Here is a 7242-nt window from a genome sequence, read left to right as displayed (position 1 = left end):
GGGCTTGGTCCGTGGCCACGATTTTGGCCGACGCATCCAAGGCTCGCTCCGGGCGCTCGGCCCTCACTGCATTATGACCGCGGCTGACTGCTTGTTTGGGGGCTCTTGAATTTGTGAGGACCGACCGCTTATCCTCCACTTCGCCAGGAAGCGTTACCGGCCGTAAATCGAAAGGCTACGGACCAATACCCGGCTTCGACCAAGAGACTCTGCGAGTTCAGGAAAATGTCGCTGTAAAGGGAGAATTCTTTCGAGAATCGGGGTGAGTTTTTATTGACAGGACAGTTTATATCCCACTACATTTTTGTCGATATTCGAATCAGTTGGTTGTGTTCACGAGATCATGATGACCGGGAGGATGAAACGTATGGTGGTTGTTGGCCCGGCTTGTCCGGAAGCTTTCCCTTCGTATCTCATGGAAGACGAGAATGAAGCCTATCGGCTGGAGCAAAAGACAGATTTTGAATCTCTCAAGCAACAGGCCGTTTGGGCTGGTCTGACTCCGGGGATGCGGGTTCTGGATCTCGGCTGCGGCTGCGGCGTCACTTCCAGCATGCTCAAGCAGCTAGTCGGACCGTGCGGAGAGGTGGTGGGCATGGACATTTCATCCCAACGGATTGCCCATGCCGAAGCAAACTACGGGCAAAGCTGGCTCAGCTTTGTGTGTAAGGATGTATATTCACAGCTGGATTCTTTGGGCAGCTTTGACTTCATATGGGCCCGTTTTTTTCTGGAGTATCATGCGCAAAAGGCGCCAGACATTGTAGAAGGGCTGCGATCGCTTCTTGTGCCCGGAGGCATTCTCTGCCTTGCAGACCTGGACAACAATTGTCGCATTCATTATCAGTTGCCGGATCGGTTGGAAAGTTCTCTACAAGACATCCTGGGTATTCTGGCCCAGGATCACGATTTTGATCCTTATATTGGGAGAAAGCTGTATGCGTACATGTTTGATGCAGACTATACGGATATTTCTGTGCAGGTACATGCCCATCACTTGATATACGGCCAGCTGTCAGAAAAAGATGCGTACAATTGGAGCAGAAAGCTGGAAGTGGCTGTGCGGTCCTGCAGGTATGATTTCCCATGCTATCCTGGTGGATTTGATGAATTTAAAAAGGAGTTTATTCATTTTTTCACCGATCCCAGAAGGTTTACATATACACCCCTTGTGCTTTGCCGCGGCAGAACACAAGAGGCAACCAGTTAGAGGCAGACACCGGCAGAGGCGCACGTGGCTTGTTCTCCGATTCGGTTTGCTGCCTGAAAAATATGGTTCTTCGACCTAGCCTGTGGATTTTTTGAGTTTGCCATCTCTTCTGTATGCCCACTTTCGGCCCGGTATTTTCTAAGTCCCGCCAAAGGGGGGATCCCTGCCCCCTCCCGGCTACTCACGTGCAGGTCACTGCTTTGTGTGTGACTGAGCTTATTATACACGTGAGTGCCGGGTGGCGGGACCAAGAAAATGTGCGGGCCTGCCGCTTACGGCACACAGAAGAGACGGCAAACTCTTATATATGCAACTCCACTTTCTGTGTCGAAGAGCCCCAAATATACGGCAAGCTCCTGTCATCCCCAGGCAACATCGAGGTCCCTGCTCTTGGCCAGATAGGCCTTCAAGGCATCAACGATTTCTTCGTCAAAGAGGACATCCTTGCGTTCTTCGAGCATATGCAGGGCCTCCTGCACAGCAATGGGCTCCCGGTACGGACGTTTGGCCGTTATGGCTTCAAAAAAGTCGGCTACGGCGATAATCCTTGCCGGATACGGAATTTCTTCACCCCGCAGGCCTTGGGGGTATCCGGAGCCATCCAGGCGTTCGTGATGTGCCGCAGCGATATCCGGTACATGGGAAAATACACCCTCAAAGTGTATCTGCTGTAAGATGACCCTGGTCTGCTCGGCATGCAGCTGAACGCTTGCATATTCTTCAGCGGTGAGCGGTCCGGGTTTTTTCAGGATGGAATCGGGGACGGCCAGCTTGCCGTAGTCGTGCAGGAGGGCGGCCACTTGGATCATTTCTTGGGTGTCTGGGGGGATATTAAGTTCGGAGCAGATCCCCATACTGTAAAACGCAACCTGTTCGGAATGCCCGGCAGTGTTTGGGTCGCGGGCATCTATGCTGGCTGCGAGGGTCTGGATCAATGACTTGAATTGCTTTTCTTTCGATTCCAATAGATGGGTATTGTGTAGGCTAACTCCAATAAAATGGGCTATACCCATCAAAAAAGACATGTCCCGTTCCACAAGAGGGCGTTTAGATACCTTGTTGTCGACAGCTAGGATGCCGAGAGCTTGCGATTCATACAGAATCGGACAGCAAATAAAGGAACGCGTGCCCAGCTTATGCGCTATCTCCAGGCTGTGTGCCGACAGGTCGTCCTTTATGTCCTGCAGATCGTTCACCAGAATCGGTTCATGGTTGCGAAATGCAAGTACAAAAACTCCTCTGGAGCTTATATTCTGCAAGTTAAAGCTTGACTCTTCTAGAAGGGTGAACTCCTGATCAGTGTACCCAAAGCCAGCCTGAAAGATGAGTCGCCTATGCTGTGTATCCGCCAGCAGGACCAAGCCCCGATCATAATCCAGCCTGCTTTCAAGCAGCTCCATAACCTTGTTCAATATCTCCTGGACCCGGGTCTGCTTGGTGACTGCTGCGCCGATTTCGTATGTAAGAAGACAGTTGCGGTAGTTGATGTCCACCTGTTCAAGCAATTGGTCTCCGGTGTACTGCAGGATATCGATATTGGCCTTTAACTCATTGTTTTCTTGGGCAAGGGCAAGGAGCTTGAGAAGGGATACTGTAAGTACAGATCCCGCAAGATGCCAAGAAACATAACCGGGAAGCCATGCCAGGACTGCGGGGAGTGTGGCGAGAGAAAGAAGCCCCGCACCCAATATCAGCCGCTTGGGGACAGCCTTTCGAGAACTTTTCCAGGATATAAGATACCTGCATTGCCCATCCCCTCTGAAAAGACATTCCGGGTGCTCGATTCGATGTAAATAGCAGCCAAACAAGGAAACTATGGCTTCGAAGAAACCAATCCTGTTTTCGCATTGAAAGGGTTTTTCCTGCACGCCCGGATGCGGGGTGACAGTGATCTCAACCTTCGCACCTGCGATTATATTGGCTTCATACCTGGCAGATCTGGTAAAGATAGAGCTGGCTTTATTCAAAACCCGAAAGACGCTACCCGGAGATAAAAGGCCAAGGGTCCAGTACTTGACTATGCCCAGGGCATTGGCTGAGGCTGCATACCTTCCAGCCTCCCTGGCCAGGTTCTTGTTTTGCGTGAGTTGAACTGCCTTTTCGTAGAAGTCGTCTATTTGCTGTTGGGTGAACCAATGTCCGGGGTCGTTTACCTCGTGGAGCTTCATGCCTCCCCCCAGCAGCATCTCCTTGAGGTTGATATCTGGATGATGTTTCTTTATGTATTTGATATAGATATCGATGATTTTACTGTTGTATAAGTGTCTATTATCCATATAAAATAGCCTTAGAATTTACCAAAAAGTCTGGTGCAGTACTGAAAATACTCGTCGAGATACTTGAGATTGAGTATCCATAAGGTATATCTTTTTTCAGACTTAATGTTCATATGCTTTGCTAAGCATTCGGGGAACAGCATGAGGCTTGTGTCCTTTGCGTTTTCTTTTTGTAATATGTCTAGGACACATTTGTTGATGAGATCTTTATCAATCTCGTTATATTGAATTGCGAAAAAGTACATGCAATGTGTTACGTCAGACATGTTTAAGCCGACATCGGACATAAGCAGCAAGACAATGGCAGCTGGCCCGTTTTCTGTCTGCAGGACGTAGGTCTTCAGGCTCCGATTCAAGTCGTTTGATGCATACGATTGAAACAGTTCGTCGGATTCAATGAAATTGAACGTATGCGGCAAAAGTCCATTCGAGATTTGTTTGTAGATGTGAAAAAAGTCTTCGATATCCTCGGGGTGCGCAATATCGACCCAATATTTCCGCCCTATCGGTCCAGGGTGCATGCCATGTATTGAGGAGATATAGGTAAAGGTGTCCAGGCTGCACTTGTGGCTGTTTCGTAGCTTTCGGGCCACACCTCCAAAAACCCGGGCAGGAAACTTGTTGTCCGGTCGGTAGAAACACATGACGTAGTCCATTTTTGCCGATTCGAAGGTATGGACTTCGTTCACGTAGCGGCTGATTTGACTTAATACTTTTACTCCAGCCAAGCGGGAAGATGCCTTGTCCGCAGCATGGTGATGGATAAGCCAGGAGCGATCAAATATGCGGAGCATGGAAATATGGGCCAAGATATCCCCGTGCTCTTGGTAGGTAAAGTGTTTTGTAATGGTGGGTGTGCCTGAGTAGAGCTTTGCATAAAGCGTTTTCAGCTCTTGGGCATGATTGGACATATGATAATATTTCTGGGGGTATATGAATCCTGTGGAAAAAAAGAACTCCCAGAGCTTTTCAGGGTCAACGTATTGATGCATCACGTAAGCGTTGCTGTCTTGGAGCTGATGCAGGAGATAAAGAATTTTAGTTATGCTTTCAAGGTCAATGTCGATAAAGCATGCGCCGCATCGAATATAGGCATCATGTTCAATACAGTATACGAGATGTGTTGTACAAGTAATTGAAAAATGCAGTCCGAATCGTAATTCAAGACGTGGTATTGTCAATCGAGGGAAAAAGAGGTTCTTGTCCTTGGGAACCAGAAAAGAGAATCCTCTGCCGGATATGTCATGTATCTTGAATGACAAGCTTTCTCTACTTAACGGGTGAGAAAAGACAATATCGGGAGGGGGCGTTATCTGAACTCGCTGACTGCGGAACTTACGCCGTCTGAAGCGAGCATAGGGCTCTTGAGGAAAGCTGAGCAAAATCTGTAGCCCTCTTTCGGTCTCCTGCTCCTCTTGTACCTGACAGTTGCCTGAGAAGTACGTATTGTATTCTGAATACAGGATAAGCCATAGGCTCTCATTTGGGGGAGACCAGTGCAGTATACGATGTTCTTTCCACGGCAGAACAACTTTGATCTGTGATGGGCTGAATTCGAGGGGCTCAACAGTATATAGGCCATGATCGCAGACGATTTGCCCGTGCACATTTGTGCATTTACGGCTGTTTATTTCAGGATCGGATATTTCAAAGCATTCTTCCGGGAGGCCAAGCCGAATCAGGCCGGAGTCTACACGGATGTAAGCAGGGAAAAAATCAAGGTAGGCATTTTTGAGGTGGATACTGACTTTGTGTACTTGAAATCTTTCCAACAACCAAGTTGCATCTTCCCCGCTTTGCGGCTGACAGACGACTTCCGAGCCAATGGTCGGAAAAACTCTGGAGGTCAGCACCTTGAGTCTGTTAAAGACCCTGTGCTTGAGGACAATAGAGATATTTTGCCCTTGGAAGTGGCAAAAGTTCAGCCTATCCGACAGGTAGCGCAGTTTTCGCTGCTTTGTTTCCTGATTTCGGCCCAGTTCAGTGGATAGGTCGGATAGTTGCATATACACCGGAGTCAATAGAAATTGATCCTCACGTCATGGGGAATCGGTTGATGTATCACCCCAAGAAAATACGGCATCAACACGCAGACACGCCCCGCCCTGAATCCTGCCGATCTCGCATGGAGTTCGAAAAAACGGTGGAGCGTCAGCAGTTGAGAAAAACGGGTTGTACGGTAGACAAAAAGAAATGCTCTTGTCCAGCAAAGGGGCCGCCTGTAACTGTTTAATGATAATGAATATTTGTGTCTCAAAACCCGAAGGTGAACCCTCTTCGTTATCCAGGCGAATGCTGAAGGCTCAAAAGAGAGTATACAGGCAAAACACTTTAGGATCATTGTTTATTTGATTGCAGGCGAATGAATTTGCAAATCTACCTTGACTTTGCCTCCCAATCTGCGTATACAACACTTGTCGGCCAACTGGTGGCCGTTGTGTATTTTTTTTTCTTTTTTGGGAGCAGTACAGATATGATCAAGAAGATGTATGTTGGGAATCTGGCCTTTCAGTCCACCGAGGACGACATCCAAGAACTGTTCGGTCAGTTCGGCGAAGTCAAGTCAGTCAACCTGATCACTGACAGGGAAACCGGCAGGTCACGCGGATTTGCCTTTGTGGAAATGGGCGAGGAAGAGGCGAACGCCGCCATGCAGAGCCTGGACGGGACCAGCTTCGAAGGCCGGAACCTGAAGGTGAACGAAGCCCGCCCCCGGACCTAGATTCCCGCTGCTGCCGGCAAGGCAGATAGACAGCACAAAAGCCGCCCGACCGGGCGGCTTTTGTATTTTTGGGCTAGGAGAAATGTCCCTCCGGAAAACCCTTGTACTCCACAGATATGATTTCATAATCGATTTTACCCCGCGGTGCATCGACCACAGCGTCGTCTCCTTCCTCCTTGCCCAGAAGGGCCCGGGCCAATGGTGAGTGAACGGAGATGCTCCCTTTCTTGTAGTCCGCTTCGTCTGGCCCCAAAAGGGTGAACTTTTTGCGTTCTTCGGTGTCTATGTCCTCAATCTCCACAGTGGCTCCAAAGGCGATCTTGCTCCCCTGCATGCTGTGGATATCAATGACGTCGCATTTGGGCAGCCTGGATTCGATGAAGGTGATCCGGGCTTCGAGCATTCCCTGCCTCTCCCGCGCGGCATCATAGCCGGCGTTTTCCCGCAGATCCCCTTCTTCTCTGGCCTCTTTAATGGCCTGGATGACTTCCGGGCGTTCCCGCTTGAGTTCTTCGAGCTCTTCCCGAAGCTTGGTAAAGCCTTCAACTGAAATGGGGATTGTGTCCATGCAGCCTCCCTGGTCTGAATTCTATTCGTCAGGCTCGTTTTCTGTGTCCGTCGACGCTGGCAGTGGATGGTCGACGTTTGCCGTTCATCTTTTGCGGCCCGCATCCTGCGGCTTTGTAACTGGGTATTGTATACGCCGGTGCCGGGCGGAGCAAGAAGGGGTAGCCAGCATAGGGCTGTCTGTCAAGGAGCGTGTCTTTGCACGTATTGACCAGGTGTGCGGAAAGGGTCATAGTTGGCCTAATGCTCTGATAGGGATAATCCGAATCGAAATCGGGATCGCTATCGAAATCGAAAGAATATGTCATTCGGTGCAGGAGGAACCCTCAGCTTATGGATTCGGCCCCGATAGTGATTACGAACCCGAAGAAAGAAAATCACAACAAACGGATGCACTGGATGCACATTCTTCGCGCCAGTGATCCTCAGCGACAGGGATGGGGAACTGTATCCAGGAAAGGAGGCGG

The 7242-nt window shown here is 49.5% G+C and carries 5 protein-coding genes; 2 read left to right on the top strand and 3 right to left on the bottom strand.

From position 1 onward, the window contains the following. The first annotated feature begins 343 nt into the window (after positions 1-343). Complete coding sequence (locus tag N902_RS0101360; protein WP_341830617.1) at positions 344-1210, top strand: class I SAM-dependent methyltransferase; 867 nt, start codon at positions 344-346, stop codon at positions 1208-1210. 359 nt (positions 1211-1569) lie between these two features. Here the strand turns inward: N902_RS0101360 and N902_RS0101355 are convergent, their stop codons facing one another. Beyond that, positions 1570-3486, bottom strand: a complete 1917-nt coding sequence (locus N902_RS0101355; protein WP_027369463.1) for an HD domain-containing phosphohydrolase — start codon at positions 3484-3486, stop codon at positions 1570-1572. Positions 3487-3497: 11 nt separating this feature from the next. Then, positions 3498-5492: a PilZ domain-containing protein gene (locus N902_RS15850; protein WP_034621127.1), complete on the bottom strand. Its 1995-nt coding sequence runs from the start codon at positions 5490-5492 to the stop codon at positions 3498-3500. A 467-nt stretch (positions 5493-5959) separates the two neighbouring features. Between N902_RS15850 and N902_RS0101335 the strand changes: the two genes are divergently transcribed. After that, positions 5960-6208: an RNA recognition motif domain-containing protein gene (locus N902_RS0101335; RefSeq protein WP_027369459.1), complete on the top strand. Its 249-nt coding sequence runs from the start codon at positions 5960-5962 to the stop codon at positions 6206-6208. 73 nt (positions 6209-6281) lie between these two features. Here the strand turns inward: N902_RS0101335 and greA are convergent, their stop codons facing one another. Continuing rightward, entirely contained in the window at positions 6282-6776 is a 495-nt protein-coding gene (gene greA / locus N902_RS0101330) for a transcription elongation factor GreA (protein WP_027369458.1), read from the bottom strand. Between the last annotated feature and the right edge of the window lie 466 nt (positions 6777-7242).

Source organism: Desulfovermiculus halophilus DSM 18834 (assembly GCF_000620765.1).
Classification (GTDB): Bacteria; Desulfobacterota; Desulfovibrionia; order Desulfovibrionales; family Desulfothermaceae; genus Desulfovermiculus; species Desulfovermiculus halophilus.
The sequence above is the reverse complement of the archived record's forward strand: the minus strand, read 5'-3'. Positions and strand labels throughout refer to the sequence as shown.